This is a genomic window from Vibrio sp. A37, from assembly GCF_059777565.1.
This window is the reverse complement of sequence record NZ_JBLNLI010000017.1, coordinates 17,197-38,803: the sequence shown is the minus strand read 5'-3', so window position 1 is coordinate 38,803 and position 21,607 is coordinate 17,197. Positions and strand designations below refer to the sequence as shown.

The 21,607-nt window shown below is 39.8% G+C and carries 23 protein-coding genes and 1 tRNA gene; 11 read left to right on the top strand and 13 right to left on the bottom strand.

Annotated elements, in window-relative coordinates; all coding sequences use genetic code 11:
- Window positions 1-42 precede the first annotated feature (42 nt).
- Both ACM2FC_RS19910 and ACM2FC_RS19905 read left to right on the top strand, forming a co-directional pair.
- The gene (locus tag ACM2FC_RS19910; protein WP_498482781.1) at window positions 43-1,299 is read left to right on the top strand and encodes an MFS transporter; all 1,257 of its coding nucleotides are present in this window, start codon (window positions 43-45) and stop codon (window positions 1,297-1,299) included.
- Between the two features lie 9 nt (window positions 1,300-1,308).
- On the top strand, window positions 1,309-2,013 hold the full coding sequence (locus ACM2FC_RS19905; protein WP_498482780.1) for an SDR family oxidoreductase: 705 nt from the start codon (window positions 1,309-1,311) through the stop codon (window positions 2,011-2,013).
- Between the two features lie 43 nt (window positions 2,014-2,056).
- Here the strand turns inward: ACM2FC_RS19905 and ACM2FC_RS19900 are convergent, their stop codons facing one another.
- Window positions 2,057-2,446 carry an acyl-CoA thioesterase gene (locus tag ACM2FC_RS19900; RefSeq protein WP_498482778.1) on the bottom strand — a complete coding sequence of 130 codons (390 nt, stop codon included), beginning with the start codon at window positions 2,444-2,446 and terminating at the stop codon, window positions 2,057-2,059.
- A gap of 122 nt (window positions 2,447-2,568) precedes the next feature.
- Window positions 2,569-2,645, bottom strand: a tRNA-Pro gene (locus ACM2FC_RS19895).
- Between the two features lie 179 nt (window positions 2,646-2,824).
- On the opposite strand from ACM2FC_RS19895, the gene ACM2FC_RS19890 reads away from it, so the two are divergent.
- A complete protein-coding gene (locus ACM2FC_RS19890; RefSeq protein WP_498482776.1) occupies window positions 2,825-3,205 on the top strand; it encodes a hypothetical protein in 381 nt (126 codons plus the stop codon).
- Between the two features lie 46 nt (window positions 3,206-3,251).
- Here the strand turns inward: ACM2FC_RS19890 and ACM2FC_RS19885 are convergent, their stop codons facing one another.
- The gene (locus ACM2FC_RS19885; RefSeq protein ID WP_498482774.1) at window positions 3,252-5,216 is read right to left on the bottom strand and encodes a tetratricopeptide repeat protein; all 1,965 of its coding nucleotides are present in this window, start codon (window positions 5,214-5,216) and stop codon (window positions 3,252-3,254) included.
- 228 nt (window positions 5,217-5,444) lie between these two features.
- Between ACM2FC_RS19885 and ACM2FC_RS19880 the strand changes: the two genes are divergently transcribed.
- Window positions 5,445-5,921: a lysozyme inhibitor LprI family protein gene (locus tag ACM2FC_RS19880; protein ID WP_498482773.1), complete on the top strand. Its 477-nt coding sequence runs from the start codon at window positions 5,445-5,447 to the stop codon at window positions 5,919-5,921.
- On the opposite strand, the gene ACM2FC_RS19875 is transcribed toward ACM2FC_RS19880, so the two are convergent.
- The 3 genes from ACM2FC_RS19875 to ACM2FC_RS19865 form a co-directional block, all read right to left on the bottom strand.
- On the bottom strand, window positions 5,918-8,278 hold the full coding sequence (locus tag ACM2FC_RS19875) for a response regulator (RefSeq protein WP_498482772.1): 2,361 nt from the start codon (window positions 8,276-8,278) through the stop codon (window positions 5,918-5,920). The two genes, ACM2FC_RS19880 and ACM2FC_RS19875, sit on opposite strands and share 4 nt — an antisense overlap.
- A gap of 14 nt (window positions 8,279-8,292) precedes the next feature.
- A complete protein-coding gene (locus ACM2FC_RS19870; protein WP_498482771.1) occupies window positions 8,293-8,886 on the bottom strand; it encodes a LytS/YhcK type 5TM receptor domain-containing protein in 594 nt (197 codons plus the stop codon).
- A gap of 146 nt (window positions 8,887-9,032) precedes the next feature.
- Complete coding sequence (locus ACM2FC_RS19865; protein WP_498482770.1) at window positions 9,033-9,779, bottom strand: response regulator transcription factor; 747 nt, start codon at window positions 9,777-9,779, stop codon at window positions 9,033-9,035.
- A gap of 332 nt (window positions 9,780-10,111) precedes the next feature.
- Here ACM2FC_RS19865 and tssB point away from each other — a divergent pair, with 332 nt between their 5' ends.
- Complete coding sequence (gene tssB / locus ACM2FC_RS19860) at window positions 10,112-10,639, top strand: type VI secretion system contractile sheath small subunit (RefSeq protein ID WP_498482769.1); 528 nt, start codon at window positions 10,112-10,114, stop codon at window positions 10,637-10,639.
- 111 nt (window positions 10,640-10,750) lie between these two features.
- Here tssB and ACM2FC_RS19855 read toward each other — a convergent pair whose 3' ends face one another.
- Window positions 10,751-11,059: a hypothetical protein gene (locus tag ACM2FC_RS19855; protein ID WP_498482768.1), complete on the bottom strand. Its 309-nt coding sequence runs from the start codon at window positions 11,057-11,059 to the stop codon at window positions 10,751-10,753.
- Window positions 11,060-11,497: 438 nt separating this feature from the next.
- Window positions 11,498-11,968, bottom strand: coding sequence for a Dps family protein (locus ACM2FC_RS19850; protein ID WP_498482767.1), 471 nt, complete (start codon window positions 11,966-11,968; stop codon window positions 11,498-11,500).
- Between the two features lie 333 nt (window positions 11,969-12,301).
- On the opposite strand from ACM2FC_RS19850, the gene ACM2FC_RS19845 reads away from it, so the two are divergent.
- The 3 genes from ACM2FC_RS19845 to ACM2FC_RS19835 are packed head-to-tail and all read left to right on the top strand — an operon-like array spanning window position 12,302 to window position 15,224.
- Window positions 12,302-13,249, top strand: coding sequence for a YbgA family protein (locus tag ACM2FC_RS19845; RefSeq protein ID WP_498482766.1), 948 nt, complete (start codon window positions 12,302-12,304; stop codon window positions 13,247-13,249).
- Window positions 13,246-14,646: a deoxyribodipyrimidine photo-lyase gene (phrB, locus tag ACM2FC_RS19840; RefSeq protein ID WP_498482765.1), complete on the top strand. Its 1,401-nt coding sequence runs from the start codon at window positions 13,246-13,248 to the stop codon at window positions 14,644-14,646. Before ACM2FC_RS19845 ends, phrB begins: the two co-directional genes overlap by 4 nt.
- Window positions 14,647-14,663: 17 nt before the next feature.
- Window positions 14,664-15,224 carry a lipocalin family protein gene (locus ACM2FC_RS19835; protein WP_498482764.1) on the top strand — a complete coding sequence of 187 codons (561 nt, stop codon included), beginning with the start codon at window positions 14,664-14,666 and terminating at the stop codon, window positions 15,222-15,224.
- A 482-nt stretch (window positions 15,225-15,706) separates the two neighbouring features.
- Here the strand turns inward: ACM2FC_RS19835 and ACM2FC_RS19830 are convergent, their stop codons facing one another.
- A complete protein-coding gene (locus tag ACM2FC_RS19830; RefSeq protein WP_498482763.1) occupies window positions 15,707-16,459 on the bottom strand; it encodes a hypothetical protein in 753 nt (250 codons plus the stop codon).
- Between the two features lie 414 nt (window positions 16,460-16,873).
- Here ACM2FC_RS19830 and ACM2FC_RS19825 point away from each other — a divergent pair, with 414 nt between their 5' ends.
- Window positions 16,874-17,272, top strand: a complete 399-nt coding sequence (locus tag ACM2FC_RS19825; RefSeq protein ID WP_498482762.1) for a hypothetical protein — start codon at window positions 16,874-16,876, stop codon at window positions 17,270-17,272.
- Between the two features lie 14 nt (window positions 17,273-17,286).
- On the opposite strand, the gene ACM2FC_RS19820 is transcribed toward ACM2FC_RS19825, so the two are convergent.
- From ACM2FC_RS19820 to ACM2FC_RS19805, 4 genes are all read right to left on the bottom strand, one after another.
- Entirely contained in the window at window positions 17,287-17,631 is a 345-nt protein-coding gene (locus tag ACM2FC_RS19820) for a hypothetical protein (RefSeq protein WP_498482760.1), read from the bottom strand.
- A gap of 53 nt (window positions 17,632-17,684) precedes the next feature.
- Window positions 17,685-18,080 carry a hypothetical protein gene (locus ACM2FC_RS19815; RefSeq protein WP_498482759.1) on the bottom strand — a complete coding sequence of 132 codons (396 nt, stop codon included), beginning with the start codon at window positions 18,078-18,080 and terminating at the stop codon, window positions 17,685-17,687.
- Window positions 18,073-18,351, bottom strand: coding sequence for a hypothetical protein (locus ACM2FC_RS19810; protein ID WP_498482758.1), 279 nt, complete (start codon window positions 18,349-18,351; stop codon window positions 18,073-18,075). The genes ACM2FC_RS19815 and ACM2FC_RS19810 overlap by 8 nt, the downstream gene beginning before the upstream one ends.
- A 373-nt stretch (window positions 18,352-18,724) precedes the next feature.
- Window positions 18,725-19,189 carry a DUF6882 domain-containing protein gene (locus ACM2FC_RS19805; RefSeq protein ID WP_498482757.1) on the bottom strand — a complete coding sequence of 155 codons (465 nt, stop codon included), beginning with the start codon at window positions 19,187-19,189 and terminating at the stop codon, window positions 18,725-18,727.
- Between the two features lie 351 nt (window positions 19,190-19,540).
- Here ACM2FC_RS19805 and ACM2FC_RS19800 point away from each other — a divergent pair, with 351 nt between their 5' ends.
- Together ACM2FC_RS19800 and ACM2FC_RS19795 are read left to right on the top strand one after the other, a co-directional pair.
- The gene (locus tag ACM2FC_RS19800; RefSeq protein WP_498482756.1) at window positions 19,541-20,833 is read left to right on the top strand and encodes a tyrosine-type recombinase/integrase; all 1,293 of its coding nucleotides are present in this window, start codon (window positions 19,541-19,543) and stop codon (window positions 20,831-20,833) included.
- Window positions 20,834-21,580, top strand: coding sequence for a hypothetical protein (locus ACM2FC_RS19795; protein ID WP_498482755.1), 747 nt, complete (start codon window positions 20,834-20,836; stop codon window positions 21,578-21,580).
- The last annotated feature ends 27 nt before the right edge of the window (window positions 21,581-21,607 follow it).

Sequence of the window (21,607 nt, the reverse complement as noted above, 5' to 3'; positions counted from 1 at the left end):
TCTGCTTACATTCATGTCTAGCTAAGTGATTACTTCTTTACTATGAAACAAAACAGAATAACCTTACTCGCTTCCAGCGTGGTGTTTATGGAGTGGTTGGAGTATGCACTCTATATGTACCTTGGTGTGGCGATTAGCCATTATTTTTTTCCGGATACCTCTTCAGGTAGTGATCTGCCACTGATTCTGACCTATGCCATTTTTGCCATTAGCTACATCGGTAGGCCGCTAGGTGGGATCATCTTTGGTGTGTATGCCGATAAAAAGGGCAGAAGAAAGCCTCTCATCTTCAGCTCACTTCTTGCGGGTGTGGCTACTGCGGCCATTGGTATTATTCCAAGCTATGGGCAAATCGGGCTGCTAGCTCCGGCTTTGCTGCTTCTGTGTCGCTTAGCGCAAAGCTTTGCCGTATCCGGCGAATTTAATAACTCATCAATTTTCCTTATCGAGCACGCGAGTAAAAACCGTATCCTTGCTGGTGCATGGATTGGCACAGCAGCGTCGGCGGGGATGTTTTTGGGTGGTGGTGTCGCTTATTTGGTGAGCTTAAGCTCTCATCCAAATATGTGGCAATTTGCCTTCATCGCCATTGGTTTGATCTCTATTGCGTTGGCTTGCTTTAGAAAGCAGCTCGCTGAATCGCCAGAATTCGTGCAAATGAAAGCGCAACGCTCTGGGCAAACGACGAAGATATTCAGCCAACTGGCTAAATACAAAGTAGGCGTGCTTAAGATTGCTATCATAGGCGCTTTTCTCTGTGTTTATGTCTACACATCAAACGTTTACTTCGTTAGCTATATGATCACTAAACTTGGCTATAGTCCAAGTTCCGCATCGTTAAATATGACGATTGTGCAAGGCTCAGTCACGGTGCTAATTCCGTTGTTTGCGCTACTTGCTGAAAGGCTAGGCTACATGAAAGTATTGAAGCTGAGCATTCCAACAATAGGTGTGATGGCGCTTATTCAATTTTATGGAGCGAGCGTTCAATCTCACCCAATGATAGTGATAAGTTTTGTTCTCTATGCGTTGGCAAATTCTGGCGTATCGGCTTGTATTTTCAAATATATGTTCGACAACCTTCCTGTAGAAGTGCGTTGTACGGGAGGCAGTTTGGCTTATAGTGTGTCGGCTGCGATATTTGGTGGCACAGCGCCGATTCTGGCTGCAACGTTAATCGATAATGGATATGTGTTGATACCTGCCGTTTATGTCATTGCTTTTTCCGTACTCACTTATGCTTCAGTCAATTTTAAAAAGCATATTACGTATGGACAACAAAACTCAGTAGTTAAATAAGGCGTTTAAATGAAGAAAGTACTAGTAACAGGAGCTAATCGCGGTATTGGGCTTGCTATTGCATTAAAGTTTAAAAGTCTGGGTTATCAGGTTTTAGCGACGGCTCGTAGTGAAGATGGCTTGGCTTTTTTACGCGACAACGGTTTGCAAGCTTATCAATTGGAAGTAACAAACCGTGATGACTTAGATGCATTGTATTCAGAGCTAAAAGATTCGGACTGCTTGCCAGAAATTCTGGTTAACAACGCGGGGATCAGTAGCTTAGAGCTTGTATTTCGATTGAAGGAAGATGAGCTTGATAAAGTGCTCGATGTAAACTTAAAGTCGGCGGTATTTATTAGCCAAAAATTTATTCGCAATATGTCGAAGAATAAGTTCGGCCGAATTATTAATATTTCTTCGGTGTTGAGCTCATTCCCTCAAAAAGGTTTCGCGAGTTACGCAATATCCAAAGCTGGGTTAGAAGCCTTTACACGCGTTGCTGCGCTAGAATATGCAGAAAAAGGAGTGACGATAAATTGTGTCGCACCTGGGTTTGTCAAAACCGATATGATTGAAGAAATCCCAAATTCTGAACTGCTTAAGCAGATGGTTCCGACAAAGGTAATGTCAGACCCAGAAGAAGTGGCCAATGCAGTATTGTTTTTGTCTGAGCAAGCGAATATGACAGGTGAAGTGATGCAAATGAATGGCGGAATGATGATGAAGCCATAGCGCTTTTGTCAGAGCGGTTTTAACGTTTGCCGCTCTGTCATCATTAACATTCAAATAATTCTGATATTTGATCAGTGATTGTTGCCACGCGGCCATCTTTTAAGAAGCAGATTTCATGCGCTGATCTTGCTACTATTTTGTCTCTGACTTTAGCGACGATATTTAAAGTCAGCTTCCTACTTTTAATCTCTGTACTTTCAACTCCGATCACAACTACATCTGATTCAAACACTTCTCTTTTAAACTCGATGTTAATTCGACTAAACAAAATGTTGTAGTCATATACATTGCCCATATCGAGATCAAATTGGTGGAGATATGACGAGACATAATCTGTGATATAGCCAAGCAAGTTATGGTTGGATAGGTGATTGCCGGCATTTAAGTCAGTGAATCGAACATCGAACTCTTTAACAAATTCATTTAGTTTCATTAGGATATCTCAGTGGCTAGTTCGTTTCTGGAGGAGCAAGATCAACGAGAACAATTAGGGGGAAATGAGGTCTTAGGGTTTAAACACTATAAGCTCGTGAAACAAACCCTAATTGAAGTGTATGGTCGGACTGACTGGATTTGAACCAGCGACCCCCGACACCCCATGACGGTGCGCTACCAAGCTGCGCTACAGTCCGATGGGCACTAAGTTTACTAGTCATAAATTGATTGTCAACCTATTGAGTATTAACGGTTAATTCATGAGCAGCCTTTTCACAACGCGAGGGCGTATAGGTTCGGATAATCCTTTAGCTAGACAGGATCGATTGATTCTTTTATAGTCGCGCCAATTTCTAATCATCGACATCTCGACGTTATGCGCAAATCATTCAAGTCTCTTCTATTTCTCACTGGATCTGTGTTGGCACTTTCTGGCTGCCAAGCGCTAAACCCAGCCAACATAAAAACCACCGCATCACCGCAAACTATTGCTCAAGCTAAGAAAGAGTTAGCAGGAATTAAACATCTTAAAGTGTTAGACAATGGTGTGATTTATTATAGTGAAAGTATTGAAGGCGAAGACTATCGTTGGTCTTCAGCATCCACTATGCGCTTTAGCTACAAAGCGGCTTGTGTGGATCTTAGAGATTTTGTCAAACAGGGTATGGTGGTAAGAGTTCAGTTCGAAGGTGTAGGTGGCACGGTTCTGGACTACGACGAGCAGACTTGCCAATCTGAGGCTCCGACAAACAAATAAAAAACAGCGAAGTGACCCTTCGCTGCTTTTTATATTTACAGTCCTATTAAGCGTCGTTTTCGCTCTTGATGACTTTCTTCAGTGTTTTAGCGTATTGATTCGCTTGTTGAAGTTGAGTTTCAGATAGAGTCGGTTTCAGAGATATCACCTCTTTACTCGCTTCTTTGCTTCCTTGCTCAGCGGCAATACTCATCCAAGCGTAGGCTTTCACGTAACTCTGATCGACGGCTGTGCCATCTTCGTACATGTACGCTAGATTTTTTTGCGCAGTTGTATCTCCTTGTACCGCCGCAAGTTTGTATAGAGCTCCTGCGACCTGATCATTTTTCTTGATGCCATGCCCTGAGTTATACATGACACCTAAATTATTAATGGACTGGGCGTTATCAGCAGAAGTTTTTTCATAAAGCTTTTTCGCTTTAGCGTAATCAGTGACGCCTTTTCCACCGTCATAGAGATAAGCTAGTTTGAACTCTGCATCTGAGTTGCCTTGAGCTGCAGATTTTTGATACCAGTGAACAGCCTTAGTGTTGCTTTGCTTTACTCCATGTCCATATTGGTAAGCTCTAGCTAGATCATATTGGCCGCTGTCATCGCCCTGTTTCGCCGATTTTAAGTACCATGCTGCCGCAGTTTTATAATTTTGTTTTACACCAAGACCCTTTTCGTACATCCAACCAAGCATATCTTGCGCGTAACTGTCATTTGATTTCGCTGCTTGGGTAAACATCGCGAGTGCTTTTTTCTCATCTTTTTTAAACCCTTGACCATAAAGGTACATGCTGGCTATATGATCTTTGGCATACTCATCACCATTGGCCAGCGCCTTCTTGTACCAATAAATGGCTTTCTGGTAGTTTTGTGGCACAACAATACCGTATTGATAGAATCGACCGATATTACTTTGGCCATTGGCATTATCACTTTGAGCCGCCAGATCATACCAAGTGAACGCCCAATCTTTACGCTTTCTAGATATCAAGCCATTTTCAAAGAATCGGCCTATTTCAACTTCAGCTTGAACATTACCGTAGAGAGAAGCAATTTGGTAAGCTCCAAAAGCGTCTTTCAGGTTGCGTTTAATGCCGTGTCCGTCCTCCAGCATATACCCTAGGTGAAGCGCAGCACTGGCATAGTGTTGATCGGCAGCTTTTGAATACCATTTCAGCGCCTGTTTGTAGTTTTGTTGAGTGCCTAAGCCTTTACGGTACATGTTACCTAGGTTGTACTCTGCGGTAGCGTCACCTTGTGTTGCGGCCTTCTGATACCAGCTAAATGCTATCTTCTCATTCTTTTCAACACCTAACCCGTAGTCGTAGAGATACCCCATATCAACCTGAGCACTGCTATTACCTTGATCAGCGGCTTGGCTGTACCATTTCTTCGCTAGCTTATAGTCTTTTGGTACACCTTGGCCATATTGGTATAGATGGCCTAAAGCCTCTTGCGCATCTGAGTCACCTTGTAGTGCAGATTTTTTGTACCAAGCTGCGGCTTTTTTCAGGTCAACAGAAACGGCATAACCTTGCTCATAAGCGTAACCAAGGTTGTATTCACCTTCACTGTTGCCTTGCGTCGCGGCTTTAAGGTAAAAGTCGACAGCCTTGGCATTATCGATATTAACTCCGTGTCCATAATAGTAGATATCGCCTAAGCTATTTTGAGCATCGGAGTTATTTTGTTTCGCTGCTTTGCTATACCAGTTGAATGCTTGCTTGTAATCTTTTTTGACGCCATCGCCGTAGTAATACATATCTCCTAGGCTATTTTCAGCGTTAGCATTGCCTTGCTTAGCCGCTTTTTCAAACCAAGTTTTGGCAGTAGAATAGTTTCTGTTTACCTCTTTTCCGTTGTAATACATTTCTCCTAATTTGGCTTGACTGGCGGCGTCACCAGCGTCTGCTTTGCTGATAAGGTTTGAGGTTTCAGGAGACGTTGATGGAATGCTCGAACAAGCGCCTAGCGCAGAAACTGACAGTGCTATTGCAATGCTTTTTAATTTTGGATTCATTTTGAACCTGCAAATGAAGTATGAATGTGAAGATAAGGAACAAACCATAGAATTTTTTGTTTTATGACTCTTTATCTGTGGCAGTCCCTAGACAAACTCTGAAATATGGCGGCTAAGATTATATCTAGGTAGTAAATGTAAGCAATTGTAAATATGGGCCGCAATGAAAAATTTATTCTTTGCAAACCAAGAAAGCCGTTCAAAAAGTACTCTAAAAGGGGACTAAATTTGAAATCGATAATAGGTATTAAAGTTAGGAAAATAGCCGTAGCATCTCTATTATTTTTGTCCTTTGGAACGCTAGCCTCTCAAGTTGAGGGGAGTACAGAAACACAAGTGTGCTCGAATGTGACGGCAACAGCGGATATCCCTTGGATTAATCTGTATGCGAAGTGCATTCATAAAGCGTCGGTAAACTCGGGTCTGGAGTTAAAAAGTGTGTACGAACATAAGAGAGAGTCTTTAGTACGTGCAGAAAAGCAGTACCAGCGATTGAAACTACCAGGCCAGAATATGGTGGCAGCTCTTGATGCGTCGTATCATTCTTTTATCGATTATCGAGATAACAACTGCACATTGCTTTTAGCCACCAACAAAGCGTTATCGAATCACCCTGATGTGAGCAAAGAGAAATGCGATATTGCAATGAATCGACACTATATTATTTGGCTAAAGCAAATTCATGCCAATTTACCAATGAGTTAGGAGTGATCGGAAGGATTACGCGGCTTTATCCACTTGAGTAGTGAAAGGAAAAGTTTATTCGGTTCAATAGGTTTTGGAATATGGTCATCCATCCCAATATCTAAACACTTTTTCTTATCTTCGTTCGTGGCGTTTGCCGTCATGGCCACAATAGGCGTATTTGAATATTGGTGATTTTCTCTGATTTTTTGTGTCGCCTCGTAACCATCCATTTCAGGCATTTGAATATCCATGAGTACAAGATCGAATTCCTCTTGTTCGAGACGTTCAAGGCATTCCAATCCGTTATTGGCAAGTGTGACTGAAAAACCAGTTCGAGTGAGCAACTCATTGGCCAGGTGCTGATTAATTTCATTATCCTCGACGACCAATATTTTTGCGCCTTTGATGGTATCTAATTTACTTGGCTGGCTTGCCCGCTTGTCAGAAGTTTGGCGTGGGTGTTTTTCTTCTTTAGTCTCGAATAGCTGAGCTATTTGCTTAATCAGAGTCGTTGGGGTGAAAGGCTTGACAATTGTCCCAGCTAATTCCATTTTTTCTGATGCTTGTAGTGCCTCCTCTTTAGCGTAATTTGTCACCATTAAAATATTAGGAATTGATGAAATCTGCTGTTTAGATTTGATCTGCTTGATGGTTTCAATACCATCCATCTTAGGCATCTGCCAGTCCATAAGGACTAAGTCGAATGCTTGATTATTTGGGGGAGAGTGAAGGATATTAATTGCTTCCTTGCCAGAGCTTACGGTGTACACATGGAAGCCTAAAGCGCTTAGCTGATCTTCCAACATTCTTCTTGCGCTTTTATTATCGTCGACAACCAGAATATTTAAGTGTTTTAGTTTTGGTAGGTCAGAGTGAAGATGTTTATCTAGTTTATGTCCAGCAATATCATCTTGCTTAAAGTGAGCATTAAATATAATTCTGGTACCTTCGCCCAACTCACTTTTAACTTTAATGTTGCCTCGCATCATTTCAACTAAACGTTTGCAGATCGCTAATCCAAGTCCAGTGCCACCGTATTTTCTTGTTGTTGAAGCATCGGCCTGGGTGAAAGATTGAAAAAGTCGCTCGCTCTGGTCCAAAGACATGCCAATTCCTGTATCTTGGATTTGGAATTCAAGCTCGGTTTCGTTATCGTTTTCATTGAGCAAACGAGCTTGAATGACCACTTCCCCTGACTCAGTAAATTTAATCGCGTTACCAGTCAGGTTAATTAAGACTTGGCCAAGTCGGTGTGGATCTCCGACCAAAGACAAAGGTACGTTGTTGTGGATATCAAAAAGCACCTCTAAGCCTTTTTGTTGGGCTTTAAGGGCAATAATGTTGGAGACATTTTCAAGAACATCGTCCAGCTTGAAGGGGGTTATTTCAAATTCAAGCCGTCCTGCTTCTATCTTGGAGAAATCCAAAATGTCGTTAATAATCACTAATAAAGATTGGGAAGAGGTATGAAGCTTTTCAATGTAATCTCGCTGCTTTTCGTTTAGGTCAGTTCCCAAAGCTAAATATGACATGCCGATAATGGCGTTCATCGGTGTTCTTATCTCATGCGACATATTCGCCAAAAACTCCGATTTAGCCTGAGTTGCCTTTTCAGCAATTTCTTTCGAGTGTTGTAGCTCGATTTCAGTACGTTTTCTGGCTGCGATATCATTTTCTATCGCGCTCGCCATCTTGTTGAAAGTCTGAGCCAGTTCTCCGACTTCGTTATCTATATTGATATTGGCTCTTTCTTTATAATTTCCTTTAAACAGGCTGTTGGCGGTTTTGGTTAGCAATTCTATCGGTGCCACGACTTTTCGCTTGCCCCACATGTACTCAATCATTATCGCTAGGACGATGATAAAAAGCAGCCAACCAAATTTTCTGTACATCGCCGATTTTTTGTCCAAAAGTAATTGTTTTTCTTGCTCTAATCGATGACTGGTTTTCGAGAGAACGTGGTCAAGCCGAACCACTAAATTTTGTAGATGTGACGATAGACTTGCGTTGTTGGAATGGACGCTATCAAACAGTTTTTTCTCTGCATTGAGTATAGAAAGCAATATGCTCAGTTCGGCTTTTTCAAAACCAAATTGATCAAACCAAAACTGATCATTATGCGCTAAAGACGCAAGGCTTCTCCCTTTATAACTCCAGTGAGTCAGTTGCTTAGAAGTATGCTCTTCACTGAGCTTATCCATATCGAGCAGAGTGTGTTTAATATTGCCGATGATAGTTTGGCTGTTATATTTTTTTTGCTCGACTTCTAGTGTGTGGTGAGCAATTTCGTCTTGGATAAATGCCAGTGCAATAAAACCACTTGCGATAAGTAATGAGAGTAGAAAACTTCGGTTGCTCGATTGTCTTATGTGCATTTTCCAGATTCCCTTTACTTAAACCCTGCCACGCCTTTGTGGTAATGGTGCTGCATCAAAAGAGATAAAATGGTGCTCAACACAGGGAAGACGATGAGAAGAGGGCCTAATACGGCCGAGACAACCATTGGTCCTTTGTTGAATGGCATAAAGGTGTACAAGACAATTAATATTGCCACTTCTAAAGAGAAAGCAAAAAAATAGTGTAAGTACCATTTGAACTTCCACTGTTTTAGTATCAGTATCCAGCGCCATAAAAAGCCAGTAAAAACGGCAACAACGACGGTCATAACACCAGGGAAAGCCCCTGCGCCCCCTTGGACGTAGCGATAAGTTGCAGCAATAACGCCACCAAGGACCACGATTCTCCAATTGAGAAAGATCGCGCAACAGCTAAGCCAAACCCAACGTGAATCAACAAAAATTCCCTCACTGATATTCACTGGATTGTTGAGCAGAATAATTGTAACGACGCCAACGCCAAAACCTGATAAAAATTCTTCCTGTCTCTTAGACTCAAATTGGACGTAACTGGTAATAAACTCATAAATACTGACAAGAGCCAGTAGCAAAATTGCACTAAATACGTATTCCCAGTGATTGCTCATTACTGTTCCCCATGTTCAATAGGCTCAATGCACGAGTTAGCAACTCCGGTTATTCCATTAACTATAGAACATGGGGTTAATTTGTTATTTGTGGGATAAGGGGACGGGTGGTGGGTGAGTTTCCTGCGATGTTTCAGTTAAGAATGCTAGAAAATTTGTCCTTGATTCATCGCGGCACTAATCGCTTGAACCATGGTTTTTGCATTGAGCTTATGTAAGATACTTTTTTTGTGGTATTTAACGGTATCTAATGTGATGTACAACCGCTCTGCTATGTCTTGGTTTTGGTAACCTCGGCTTGCCAAAGTCAGTACTTCTCTTTGCCTTGAACTAAGACTTGTTGGTTCATTGTAATGTTTATCTGCGGTCAACCATTGCCTAAGAGTCACTTCATCATCAAATAAACGGCAATACGCTACGTCTGGTAAATAGGCTTCAATATTGGTTCTTGTCTGCTTCAAAAACTCAAACAGAAAAGCTTCAAGTTTATCTTTTGTTTCACTATACAACTGCTTAGGATCAGAAATTGGTTGCTCAGTATTACAACAAAGATAAAAATAATAGGATCGATTTGGATCGTGTCGAACCAAGGTAAATGCTCGGTGTACACCGAACCTAGATAATACCTTTTTGTAGTATGGTAGCGGATATACCACTTCTCTTCTTCTTAGTTCTATATCTTCAATCCATCTCTTTAATAGATATCTTTTACCTAAACTTCCAATCCTATTTATATTTTGAATATTTTCTGTTTGATGAAAACACTGCTGTCCACTGTTAATTAGACCGACTCCAACACTAGAGAAAGGAGTGATGTCTCCAGAGAATCGAGAAGCTTTAATTATGGATGGAATGCAATCTTGGCTTGGCAAAATAAGCTGTGGTGTTTTCATACATTACTCAGAATAATTCATAATATATATGGGAGTATAATGCTCTTTTTTATATGGGTATCAAGATACTGTTATATCTACTAAAAAAACTAAGATGTAAGATTTTGGTATTGATGGCTTAAATTAAATTTATCTTACTTAATTTTATGGTTATCTATGATAAACGCTAATTGTAGATATTATAATTACTCGAAAGGGTAGTTTTTGTTAAACTGTTTTTTGGCGATAAAGAGTGATATATTTCCTCTATGCTATACGATTTATTTTATTTTTTAATGCTTAATTTAGGAAATATATAAGCTAAATAAATAACACACTAATAATGGATTAATATGAAACAAAATAATAACCTTCCCAAATCTAGGCTGATGATTCAATATGACACGAGAGTCGAAGGCCAAACTAAGAAAAAAGAGTTGCCATATAAGGTATTAGTTCTAGGTGACTTTTCCTCTGGGAAGTCTGATGATGCAAAGTTATCTATTGAACACCGAGAGTCAAGGAAGCTAAACAATGGAATAGATGCGACTATGAAGGATATGAATATTTCATTAGGTATTTCAGTCCCAAACGCAATTAATCGTGAAAAATCACCATTGTTAAACCTAAACTTTAATCTAAGCTCTAGAAAAGACTTCAAACCTGAAAACGTGGCTAAAAAAGTTCCTGAGATTAATGCCTTGCTTAAGCTAAGAGAAATGTTATGTAGCTTTGAAAAGGATATTGATAATAATCGCCCTCTTAAAAGGACAATAGATAGAATTTTTTCTGATAAAGAGCAGCTTCAAGAACTAAGAAAAAGTATTCCCGATCTAGATAAGTACTTAATTACCGGTAAAAAATCTGATGCTAATCAATAAGAAATGAAGCCTATAAGTCAATATAATAACGCTTTAAAACGGGAACATCAGAATTCCATTTGACGAGCTAGAACAACGCAGCAGTTATTAGCTCGTCATTATACCTCGCTGTCAGTGTACAGTTTTGGATGTAACAGGGTAGGACTTAAACGATTTATCTGCGTTTTCAGTAGCACGTATAATTTCTTTTTGAACGTTTTCTTGCTTAATTTTCTGAATTAACCCAGCTAAATCGCCGTGATGTGCGACCAAGGCACGGACATTGCTAAACTTAACGGTTTCATCTTTTACATTATTGTCGAAGTGGATTAGGTTTCCAGAAATGGACAGTGAACCTGTCATCGCGACGTCAAGTGATAAGGTGAGCTCTAGTAATTGCTCAAGAGCCAGTTCTAACGCAAATTGATCTGTGATTTTCATATTACACCTTTAAAACAATTGTATCCGCTTCAGCGGTATAGGAAGCATTCTCTGAATACTTACCTACTTGAACACAACAACTGACGATTTAGTTAAGGTATAAAAATCCATTTCCAATCTTATAGTATGCACTAGCGATAATGGCATAGATAAATTTTAAAGTCATGGCCTGTTGCATAGATTCGAATTAATTATGGATAGAAAACATGAGCTAATTTATGAAAGTGGCTGATATTATTAAATAAACAACCTCAGCATTAATTGTTCTAGTTTTAAACAAATATTTCTGCGGCTTTAATAGTTACTTTCGGTGAGGGCTTGTGTGCCTAATGTGGAAAAGGTTAGCTTGATGAGCTAGGCAAATGACTGTGTTTTTTAATAACCACAGCCATTCTTTCACTTTTCCTAGCATGCCACATGGTTAGCCGTCGCTCTTTGCTATTGGAGGTAAGCCGTCATCATCCAAGTTTCTTTCTCTTGCTCACTAATGTAATCACTCATCAGGGACACAGTTCCTTCATCACCAAGATCTGCCGCTGACGATAAAATATCTCGCTGCTGAACAAGTAGCACTTTATAGGATTCAAGCACATGTTTTAAAGCCGTTTTACCTTCCGTAACATTGAGCACTTCATTTAGAGATGATTGCTCTAGGTATTGAGAGTATCCATGCACAGGAGTGCCTTCCAATGTGAGAATCCTTTCCGCAATTTCATCGACTTTATTAATTAAGTTGTTGTAAATGTCCTCGAACTTTTGATGGAGCTCGTAAAAATCACTACCTTTAATATTCCAGTGAAAGCCACGTACGTTCATATAGAGAATTTGGTACTCAGCAAGGAGGCTATTGAGTTTATGAGTCAAATCGAGACTTTTGTTTCTATCTAAACCAATAATATTGTTGTTCATAGTTGTTTCCTTAATCTTTTTTGGGGACAGGTACAGAATAAGAAAAATCATACAGAAAGAATATTTGATTGAAATTATCGTTTTGATAGGCAGTGGCTATCAAAAATACACTGGTGTTCAAGAATGACTTTGAGATCTAGAAAGCTAGGTAGCAAAATCGAAAGAAGTACTTGTTCTATCTCTTATTAAAACAATACTTTTCGATATTGGTTAAAATTTAATTGATCCAGTTTCATACTTCACCCGTATTGACTCTTGCTAAGTAAATATTGAGCAGAGATTTACGGAAAGCTCATAGACCAAATCAAACTTTGCGAACTGAGGGAAACTAACATGGATAAGAAGCTTAAAATCGGAATTAGCGCTTGTGTTATCGGACAAAAAGTCCGCTTCGATAAAGGTCACAAGAAACTCTATTTTTGTAGCGACGAGTTATCTCAATTCGCAGAATTTAAGCCTGTTTGCCCTGAAGTGGGTATTGGCTTACCTGTTCCTAGAGCTACGATTCGTCAGATATCTCAAGGCGATGTTATTAAGGTATCAAGAGCAGATGGAAGTGGAGACGTAACAGAAGCGCTAACCAGCTTCGGTCGGGATTATGCGCTCAATCAATGTGATGAATTAGCGGGGTTTATCGTCTGCGCAAAAAGCCCCAGTTGCGGCATGGAACGTGTGAAAGTGTATCACCATCACGGCAAAGGCTCAGAGTCAAATGGAGTAGGGCTTTTCACCAAACAGCTCATGGAACTTAATCCGCTTCTTCCAATTGAAGAGAATGGTCGATTAAATGATCCTATTATTCGCGAAAACTTTATTACCCGAGTCTTTACTTTTCAGAAATGGTTGGATTTAAAATCAGCAGGTATCACAAAGCACAGTTTGTTAACGTTTCATAGTAACCACAAGTATTTGATCATGAGTCATCACATTGAAAGCTACAAGGAACTTGGAAAGCTATTAGGTCGTTCAGACATAGATCTAGAAGAGCAAGCTGACCAATACATACTCGGGTTAATGAATGCGCTTAAACACCATGCTTCTCGTAAAACTCACACCACCACTTTGCAGCACCTTCAAGGATATTTCAAGAAGCAGCTTAGTAGTGAAAAACGACAAGAACTTGCGCAAGAAATTCTCTCGTTTCGAGATGGACTCACACCACTACTTGTTCCTCTTGCATTGATCAATCATCACTTGCGAGATTATCCGAACAAATATCTTTCAGCGCAAACTTACTTGAACCCCCATCCAAAGGCACTGCGTTTGAGGTACGGATATTGAAAGGTTTAATCTGGTTTAGAAAAGATCTCAGAATTCAAGATAACCCCGCACTTTGTGAAGCAGTTAAGCGTGGGGTCAGTCATGCGGTATTCATTTCGACACCGGTACAGTGGAGAAGGCATGATGTGTCTCCCATACAGGCGAGCTTTATTGAGCGTCACTTAGAGCAACTTAAATGCCAGCTTGAAAGTTATGGTATTAGCTTCACTCACCTAAGAGCAAACAACTATGACGATCAGCTCACTACACTTTCCCAGTACTGTAAATCTCATGACATCGATACAGTTTATGTAAACAAACAGCTTGAGTTAGATGAAAACGTAAGAGATGAACAAACTTCAAGATATGGCGTGAACTTAGTGTCTTTTAGTAGTGAGACCATAGTGCCGTTAGGGGAAGTGAGGAATAAGCAAGGCGAAATGTTTAAAGTGTTTACGCCTTTTAGAAAAGCATGGTTGGCCTATGTTCAGCGTCATGGAGTGAGGGTCGAAAAATTGCCAGAACCTCTCACGCTAAGATGCTCTGAAAAAGACAGTGTTGATGCGATGTTTGACTATCCTAAAGTCGACTCTAGCCATTGGCCGTTAAGCGAAACGGTTATCAAGCAAGTTATACCAACATTCTTTCAAAAGAAACTCCACTGCTATGAGCAACAAAGGGATTTCCCTTCACTGAAAGGCACATCAGGGCTTTCACCGTATCTTGCTATCGGTGCTATCAGCTCTCGCTACCTTGCAAACGAACTCATTCTGCACTCAGCCGATGTTCTGTATGACCACAGTCATTCGCACTTTTCTTGGCTGAACGAATTAGTATGGCGTGACTTCTACAAGCATCTACTATTTCACTATCCCAACCTAATCAAAGGCGACTGCTTTCAAGCAAAATATCAACAACTTGACTGGCCAAACAACCCAGCTCTTTTCCAAGCTTGGTGCGAAGGAAAAACAGGTTACCCTTTAGTTGATGCTGCGATGAGGCAGTTGTTGCAAACGGGATGGATGCACAATCGACTGCGCATGGTCGTTGCCAGCTTTCTTACTAAGCACCTATTGATTGACTGGCGCTGGGGTGAACGCTTCTTCATGCAACATTTAATTGATGGCGATTTCAGTGCGAACAATGGTGGCTGGCAGTGGGCGGCTGGGACAGGCTGTGATGCGCAGCCATACTTTAGAATTTTTAACCCTATTACACAAAGTGAAAAGTTTGATTCGCAAGGTGAATTTATCCGTAAGTTTTTACCTGAACTCAGTGACGTACCAAACAAACACATTCATTTTCCCCATGTTTATTTAGCAAAGACTTCTCAAGAGGAGAAATATTGGCCTGCTATCGTCGAACACAAACAAGCGAGGCAGGATGCGTTGGCATTCTATCAAGTGGTATCAGTTTGATCTTAAAGGAGAAGGGAGTGAAAAAGTTCATTGTATTCTGTGCAGGTCTTATATCGTTATTTGGATGTGTCAGTAAACCCGACTCGGTGGAGCCTGTGCAGCCATTCAACGTGACTCAATACCTTGGAAAATGGTACGAAGTTGCGAGGCTAGACAACAGTTTTGAACGGGGATTAAGTCATGTGACCGCCAACTACTCTTTGAATTCAGATGGTACTGTGCAAGTGGTGAATCGCGGCTGGGACAACAGTACATTAGAGTGGAAAGAGGCAATAGGGAAAGCGAAATTTGTGGAAACGCCAAACCAAGCCTATCTCAAGGTTTCGTTTTGGGGGCCTTTTTACAGCAGCTACATCGTATTTTATCTCAGTTCAGATTATTCGACCGCCTTGGTGAGTGGCTATGATAAATCTTACTTCTGGATCCTGTCTCGCCATAAGACTTTACCTAAACCTGAGTTGGATAAGCTTTTAACAATTGCTAAGCAAGCAGGATTTGATACGGGAAAATTAGTCTATCCAGAGCAAGGTAAGTTAATCGATACACAAAGTGCAACACCGATTGAAGCAAAAGGTTGAGGTGCAAGTAGCCTTGTAAGTGATTAGCGAAATCACTTCGGGATAAGATCGAAAAAGGCCTGACGCGACTTTCTCTCCTTTCACAAGAAAGAGAGAAGGATACATCCTTTGAACCTAAATCTGTAAAGAAAGCACACCGAACTATATATCTACAATTTTACCTTTGTCTATTTTGAAAAATATCCCTACAACTTTTACTTTTAGCCATAGTTGCAAAAAGGGTATTCAAGAGTGAGTAAATGACTTTACCGATTGTCTAGAAAAGGTTAAGTCTGAGAATGATTCGATGCCCATCACTAAATTTTCTGAAAAATGTAAGTAAAGTGTTGCTAGTGAAGGTTATCGTCACACCAAACGACATACCACTAAAAGTGGTACGTCGTCAGCTTACTTCATTGGTACACTTCTTTTATAAATAGGCTCTACTTTATCCTCAGTGTGTTTCTATTAAAAATAATAGGTAAAGCTTTACTGACCAGAAGTTAGAACCAGCTTTCGTAGTTTCCTTTAGTAGACTTAATCGTATTCATATTACAGTTATCATATGCAATACATAGCACTAAAGAGTCTATTAGGTAATGTATCCATTCATACGTCAGTCGACCATTACTTCCAGTTAAACGGTTCGCAAATTGCGGAGCTACAGGATAGTTACTAGACACTTGAGATTGCTTTATTTTGAACTTATCTGAATTTAGTGTTCTCGATGTACAAGAAAATTTGTACATCATTTTGTCAAACACTTTTGTTACACTAAATCCGATACAGTCACGCATATGAAAACCGTGGTACTTTACTAGTTTCCAATGTCCAGAGGTTTGTGATGCAGTTTGTTGTTTTCTATTTGTATGTTGGAGAGATACAGGCAACTTGCCCGATAAAAGTCCTGCGCTACCACTGAGTTCGGTCGTATTAGTTTCATTTATAGCAACATTACCATAATCACTATTTGGCATTAGCGGGCTTAGGTATATTTTCTTTTTACGTAGGTGAAAGATGGCTACAAATGCAGTATCGTCATTTGCTTTGTTAAGAATCTCAAAACTAGTTTTATCTATACAACAATATTGCCTTGGAACTACTGGATGGTTTAATAATTTGGGTGGTGGGTGATGATCAGTATTACTTGATTCTGTATATTCAACTATAATGCAATTTTCAAATCCATTCGGATCATTACTTTTGGTTTTACGACCTATGAGTTTTTTTCCCCACATCACTTTCTTATACGGCATACAATAACCTTCTGAAATTTATATTTATATTTATATTTTATGTATAAAAGCTTGGGAAGCTTATCTGAACACTTAAATTCACTCTAGTAATAAATAGTGGTTTTTTTTGTTATAAATGTTTTTTTTAATAATACTAGTTATTGGTTTTTATTATATTTATTATTAAATCATTCTAAAAGTGAATTTTTATTATGTTAGATTCTCGAGAAGATCCTTCGGGTATATAGGTGTTTAATATCAACGAATAGGTTTAGGTTTTTATAAGTCTCGTTCTGTATTGTAGTCTCTATTAAAATCGACCCTAACAAAGGCAGTGCAACAGGTTATATCGCTAAGTATGTCTCTAAGAATATTGATGGCAGTGACTTAGAATCTGGCGTTTATGGTGAAGACCCAAAAGATGCTGCATACAGAGTGGATGCATGGGCGGCCTGCTGGGGTATTCGTCAGTTTCAACAATTAGGTGGTTGCTCGGTCACTGTATGGCGTGAGCTACGTAGACTCAAGAATGCTATGCAGTTACCGGAAAAGCTGAAAGATATCTTCAAGGCGGCAGACAAAGGTGATTGGAAAAATTTCATTGAGAAAATGGGTGGCGTGTTCTGTGGCAGAAAAGAACACGCCATCCCATACTACGAGCTCTCAGTAGACCAAAGCACAGGCGAGGTGAAAACAACGCTTTATTGTGAAACTGAACTAACAAAAGTACTGAAGGGGGTCACTGCAATGGGTAAAGCGATTGTGACTCGTTTTATGCAATGGCGCTTTGAATCAAAGCTCGCGCCACCTTTTAACTTGGAGTTCTGTGAATAAGTGTATTTTTTGATTTAAACCGATTGATTAATAGACCAGTTTAAAATGTACTCAGGAGCGATTTTATTCTCTTTTAAAAACGAGCAGTGCAGGTTTATAAGATCACTGATTTTATTGAATATCGGTGATAGCAATTCGTTGTCTTGAATGTATGGTTTATTGTGGGTGAAGTAGGAATAAACGCGAGAAATATCAGAGAGTGTAAACTTGTCTATAGCATCATAAGACTCTTCGCAATTTTTAATATATAAACCTAGTTCGTCTTGTACTTTATGTAGCAAATCAGCATCAGCTAGCTGAGCACAAGCCAGCCTGTCAAAGAAGTAGCCAAAACAAGTTAAAAAAGTACCTCGATTCATAGTGTTTATCTTCTTACGCTTATATAGAGTGTTTGATGCAGTTTTCGTTGCAGTTAGCCTGAGTAACCAATAAAACGTAACCCCGTCGCTGTATCATACAATGGAAAGTGTCCTTTTTCTTTGAGTTTCAAGCGGAGCTCGTCTAGTTTCGAGTTCTCACTATCAGGAAATTCAAGCCATTCAATTTCTTTGTAGAGAATAGGCTCTCGAAAAAAATGTTCATCTACGTGTTCTTCAAACTCTTCCACGAAAGTCCTTCGTACTTCTTCGCTGTTGACCAACTTGAAGTCTATGGTGTTGATATCGGGGTATAGTTGGCTAGCAATTCTTAGTAGTTTTATCCACTTTGAATCACTCATATTGGATACTGAGAATTTACGGCGAATTAACTGGTCACAGCGTTGATATTGTTTGTTTTGTTTTTCTCTTGTAGCTCTTATGTTAGTCAAGTTCGAAAAACTCCCAATCATGCTGTACTGATTCTCTCTCAGCACCTGTTCCCGGCTCTAAATTCGCAAATTGTTCGAGAGCTGGTTCGTTATCTAAGAAATAACTGACACAAACCAAGTGAGGACGTTCTAGCTCTGAGACGTCACAACCACACAAAAACTGGTAGTCACCATCTTCAGGATCGCGAACAACGAGCAAGATTGGTTCTTTCTGTTTAAAGATATGTGGACAACAATATACGCCGTAGTCTCTTCTGAACTTTCTATTCATATATGGTCGAGAGTATACTTCTGTAAGTTTGAGGTAATTGTACATTGGTTTGCGGTGAGGGCGATATGAGCGGTGATTTAAATAATAATTCTCGAATGGAATGCTCTATTCATGGTATTCAAAAACCTGCATTTGTTTGTCGGCACTTGCTCACTGGTTCGGGGCTAGGCTTTTTTCAGCCTTAAGAGTCTATAGAGGAGTGTGATTTTCAAAATGCTTGGTGTGGACAGTGTGAAGATGTGGCTATTAGAGAGGGTGGGTGGACTGATAGATCCGAAGAGTTTGCTCAAATTACTACTGTTTGCGAAGGGTGCTTGGAAGATATTAAATCTAGGAATATATAGTACTTAGAAGGTTGAAATCGATTACGCAGTTAGGCGTGAACTTTTTCGACATTGGTTAAAGCGTAAAAGTATTGCGTTTTGTTTGCTGGGGCTCGATAAACACCTTCATAACTTAATAAGCTCAAAGCCATACTAGAAATCTCCCAAGCCATGTCTTGATCAACTTCAGCCATTTCATTGTGAAAAATATCGAAGCCAGTAATTTCTGCAAGTTGTTTTAATTGGGCTGACTTAGTTCGTAGGCTTTCTGGGAATGCCTCATTTGCCCAAGCCCACATCCATGTACTGCTCTTAGAGTTAAAGCTGCCTATTGGTACTATCTTGGCAATCACTTCTACTTCGTCATTTTTGACAAAGTGGAGTTCTTCTTTCTCGAACTCACATTTGAAGCTATCAAATGAACCAAAACCAAATTGGCCGATAAGGTTTTGCTGTTTTCGTTGTAGCTCATCAAAACAAGCATCAATGTATTGCTCAAACTGTTCATCATTCATCGTTGTTCAGAACTCGTGTTAAGCCGCAAAGGCAATTTAAACTGCTATAAATATGCTATAAATACATTTTAACGAAAAAGGCCTGAGAAGCGAAAATGCTCTCAGGCCTTATTGTATATGGTGGCCCCTCGCAGATTTGAACTGCGGACCAATCGATTATGAGTCCTAAAAATACTGTTTTCATTTATTCTCAGTAAATCACAGATTAGTTAATTTTATGACTTGTATCAGTGTGTTACACTCTTATTTAGCTCTCATCTATTCTTAGCAAATGACATTAAGGTACACTCTAACTACACCCACAACTACACCCAGAATCACGCGAGGTGTAGTTAATAAGAGATGGTTAGAATGGCACTGACTCAAAAAGAGATCACAGGCTTAAAGCCTAAAAAGTCCGCTTATTATGTTTGGGATGATAGCGGCACTCGTGGCGTTGGCACACTAGGTATTAAAGTAAACCCAAGTAAGAGCAAGACGTTTTACTTTCGTTATTATCAAAACCAAAAGCGAAAGTTTATTCCATTAGGTCAATTTCCGACCTTAAGCCTTTCAGATGCGCGTGAACAAGCCAAAGAATACGGTCTACTTCTAAAGCAAGGTATCGACCCTAAAGAACACTTAGAAATCACCAGCCAAGCTATAGAACAAGCCAAGCGCGAGGAAGCGAGAAAAGGAACTATTGAACAGCTTTTCAAAGCCTACACCGAGCAGATGAAGAAAGACGGCAAGCGTACTTACAGAGAAGTGCTGGTGGCGCTAGAGAAAGCAGTTTATCCATGTATCGACAAATACACAAAGGCGAAAGACGCGACAACACATGATTTTATGCTGGTGCTTGCTGCTATGATTCGTCGTGGTGCGGTGACTCAATCAAACCGAGTTCGCTCGTATTTAATGGCAGCATATAACTACGGGCTATTTCACGATAATGACCCTGCAAACTTTATTGATGAAGCCAAGTTTGGTTTAACCATAAACCCAATAGCTGCCATACCTAAACAGAGACATGCTGAGCGAGTAGGAGATCACTATCTAAGTCATACAGAAGTTAAACAGCTACTTGATGACCTAGAGAATGTTTATGACCGCTTTAAGATGGGACACTCAATTCGAAACCTTATAGCATTATGTTTTTACACCGGAGGCCAGCGCCCGTATGAGTTGATCTCTAGTCGTTGGGATGCGATAGAGTGGGAACAGAAAACGCTACTTATTACGGCTGAATTGTCGAAGAACAAGCGACCGCATCTATTACCACTTACTGAGTCAGCATTATTCATACTAAAACGGCAAAGAGAGCAAACACCAGAAAGCCCGTTTATTTTTCCTCATCGTTTTAATGATAAGCCAATGCGCACAGATTCTCTGTCCCAAGGCATAGCTCGTTATCGCGAAGTCACGCCACTGATTCGTTCATTTGTGGCGCGTGATATTCGAAGAACATGTAAAACCCTAATGGGTGAATTGGGTATCAGCAAAGAATTACGAGATAGACTTCAAAACCATGCTCTTAATGATGTATCTAGTAAGCACTACGATAGGTATGAATATTTGCCAGAAAAGCGCAGAGCATTAGAGTCTTGGGAGAGGAAGTTATTGGAAGTCGATACAGTAAACGTAATATCTATTGGAAATTATTAAATGACTAAAGATTTTGAAGTCGGATTGAGTGATGAACGATTGGCTCTTGTAAAGATGACATTGGAGTCTAGCATGCGGAAGCTTGATGAAGTTGAAGCCAATAATATTCAGAAACTACTTCAAGGGCTTCCCACTAAATTCAAGGCCAATGGTCAAGCAAACCTTAAAGCAATTAGCCACTCGATTAAGGCTCAGTTATCTCAACTTAGAGATAAATTAATAGAAGTTCAGGAATTAACCGCATCTATAAAAGAACTTGATTTGTCTGGAGAGGTCGCATGTGCCTATCATCCCTTAGAGGATATAGCTAGGTTGGCACAATTTAGTTTTGAACTAAAAGATGAATCTCAGGACGCATATTTGGATCAGTTATTACGAGCTGGTGGTTTTGAACGACAGCTCGAAGTTCGGATTGAATCAATAAATCAGAAGTTAATAAGTTCTAAAAGCTTTTATTATCTTCCAGCTTATAAAGAAGTTCATTTTAAAACAGTTTATATATGTGTGCATTGGTGGATACAGACCTTCAAAAAGTCTCCAACCAAATCGGATTCGAGTCCCTTTATAGAGTTTTTATCCCTAATTCTATTTGATGGCGAAGTACGAACATCTAGAACTAGAAGCTTATTGAGAAAAGTGTTGGAAGAAAAAGCCGCTTTGGAAACTATAAGTAAGATACAAGTAAAAGACTCAAATAACGAACACTTTAAAAATGAAATGCTCAAGTTCTTTGGTGAAAAAATATAAATTTTCAATGTGATTTTTCACCACATG

What these genes read in the sequence shown, in the direction of transcription:
- ACM2FC_RS19910 (WP_498482781.1), top strand. Translation starts at nt 43, where the DNA reads ATGAAACAAAACAGAATAACCTTACTCGCTTCCAGCGTGGTGTTTATG.
- ACM2FC_RS19905 (WP_498482780.1), top strand. Translation starts at nt 1,309, where the DNA reads ATGAAGAAAGTACTAGTAACAGGAGCTAATCGCGGTATTGGGCTTGCT.
- ACM2FC_RS19900 (WP_498482778.1), bottom strand. Translation starts at nt 2,446, where the DNA reads ATGAAACTAAATGAATTTGTTAAAGAGTTCGATGTTCGATTCACTGAC.
- ACM2FC_RS19890 (WP_498482776.1), top strand. Translation starts at nt 2,825, where the DNA reads ATGCGCAAATCATTCAAGTCTCTTCTATTTCTCACTGGATCTGTGTTG.
- ACM2FC_RS19885 (WP_498482774.1), bottom strand. Translation starts at nt 5,216, where the DNA reads ATGAATCCAAAATTAAAAAGCATTGCAATAGCACTGTCAGTTTCTGCG.
- ACM2FC_RS19875 (WP_498482772.1), bottom strand. Translation starts at nt 8,278, where the DNA reads ATGCACATAAGACAATCGAGCAACCGAAGTTTTCTACTCTCATTACTT.
- ACM2FC_RS19870 (WP_498482771.1), bottom strand. Translation starts at nt 8,886, where the DNA reads ATGAGCAATCACTGGGAATACGTATTTAGTGCAATTTTGCTACTGGCT.
- ACM2FC_RS19865 (WP_498482770.1), bottom strand. Translation starts at nt 9,779, where the DNA reads ATGAAAACACCACAGCTTATTTTGCCAAGCCAAGATTGCATTCCATCC.
- tssB (WP_498482769.1), top strand. Translation starts at nt 10,112, where the DNA reads ATGAAACAAAATAATAACCTTCCCAAATCTAGGCTGATGATTCAATAT.
- ACM2FC_RS19855 (WP_498482768.1), bottom strand. Translation starts at nt 11,059, where the DNA reads ATGAAAATCACAGATCAATTTGCGTTAGAACTGGCTCTTGAGCAATTA.
- ACM2FC_RS19850 (WP_498482767.1), bottom strand. Translation starts at nt 11,968, where the DNA reads ATGAACAACAATATTATTGGTTTAGATAGAAACAAAAGTCTCGATTTG.
- ACM2FC_RS19845 (WP_498482766.1), top strand. Translation starts at nt 12,302, where the DNA reads ATGGATAAGAAGCTTAAAATCGGAATTAGCGCTTGTGTTATCGGACAA.
- ACM2FC_RS19830 (WP_498482763.1), bottom strand. Translation starts at nt 16,459, where the DNA reads ATGCCGTATAAGAAAGTGATGTGGGGAAAAAAACTCATAGGTCGTAAA.
- ACM2FC_RS19820 (WP_498482760.1), bottom strand. Translation starts at nt 17,631, where the DNA reads ATGAATCGAGGTACTTTTTTAACTTGTTTTGGCTACTTCTTTGACAGG.
- ACM2FC_RS19810 (WP_498482758.1), bottom strand. Translation starts at nt 18,351, where the DNA reads ATGAATAGAAAGTTCAGAAGAGACTACGGCGTATATTGTTGTCCACAT.
- ACM2FC_RS19805 (WP_498482757.1), bottom strand. Translation starts at nt 19,189, where the DNA reads ATGAATGATGAACAGTTTGAGCAATACATTGATGCTTGTTTTGATGAG.
- ACM2FC_RS19800 (WP_498482756.1), top strand. Translation starts at nt 19,541, where the DNA reads ATGGCACTGACTCAAAAAGAGATCACAGGCTTAAAGCCTAAAAAGTCC.
- ACM2FC_RS19795 (WP_498482755.1), top strand. Translation starts at nt 20,834, where the DNA reads ATGACTAAAGATTTTGAAGTCGGATTGAGTGATGAACGATTGGCTCTT.